The following is a 1,058-nucleotide window of genomic DNA, read 5'->3' as shown; positions in this document are numbered from 1 at the left end:
TTAAAATGCTTAGTTCAATCTCTGCTACATTTAACCAACTGCCATTACTTCGAGTATGATAAATTTCTAGTCGTCTGGCTTTGGCGTTGAGCTTCATCAGCCGGGAAAGCAACATACACGAGAAGCAATCCACATGAGTATTGAGATTATCGCAGACTAATTTGACTTTACTAGCTAGGGGATAGTCAACATCCAGTAATTGGCGAATTTCTTCCGCCCAGTCACTCGCGTGACCGTTCGCGTAGCGTGGCCAATAGGCCATGGTCTCGATTGCTAACTCGCCGCCATCCAGCATTAGGGTCAAAAAACATAAACAGGCAAGAACCTTCACGAGTATAGTGATAATCTTCTTTCTGGTCTTGACCAGGTTGCATTTTAATCGGTTTATAGAGATGATCTAGGAGTTGGACTGATGCTTCATCCATACAAATCAATGGCTGCAATACGACAATGCTCAGAACAGTAAAGGTCTAAAATTACTTCCATCTGGGCGACAAATCTGGCCAAATCTCGTTCAGGAATACAGAAACGTTTTACTTTCTTTGGACTTGCTGGTTTTTTTTAAAGTGCGACGTACCGTTTCACGAGAGATTTCTGTGACTACTCTTCGCTTTTTCAGTTCCGATGTCAGTAGTCTAATCGTCCAATCTGCTCTTCCTTCTGGAGGGTCTGAACAACACATGGCAATGATTTGGGCTTCTGTCGCGCCATCTATTTTTGGCGGAGTTGGTGGTAACTTTGCTTAACCTTCTATTGAGTGCTGGTTCAACTCCAAAGGGTCAGATATCTTTTTCTGATACGCCCTACGGTATTTCGATGTAGATTTAAAGCTTTGGCTATCCCTTCATCTGTCCATGTATCTATCGCTTGTTCTCCTTCGTCACACATCAGAAGAACCCGCTTAGTGGAGGATTTTCTTGGCAGGAGCATAGCCAAAGCGAGCTGATGTTTTCTAGTCTTCGTCTTTGTTCGATTGTCAGCAGCACTTTATCTCTACGACCTCTTCCCATTTTTTTGACCTCAAATAATGATCCTTCTATTGCACTATTTTAGCTGTG

The 1,058-nt window shown here is 42.9% G+C and carries 1 pseudogene; it reads right to left on the bottom strand.

What is annotated here, in order from left to right:
- Positions 1 to 1,010: pseudogene (locus F6K46_RS39955) on the bottom strand (IS630 family transposase); the annotation flags it as partial.
- Positions 1,011 to 1,058 lie beyond the last annotated feature (48 nt).

The organism is Moorena sp. SIO3E8, assembly GCF_010692445.1.
Taxonomy (GTDB): Bacteria; Cyanobacteriota; Cyanobacteriia; order Cyanobacteriales; family Coleofasciculaceae; genus Moorena; species Moorena bouillonii.
This window is presented reverse-complemented; position numbering and strand designations above follow the sequence as displayed.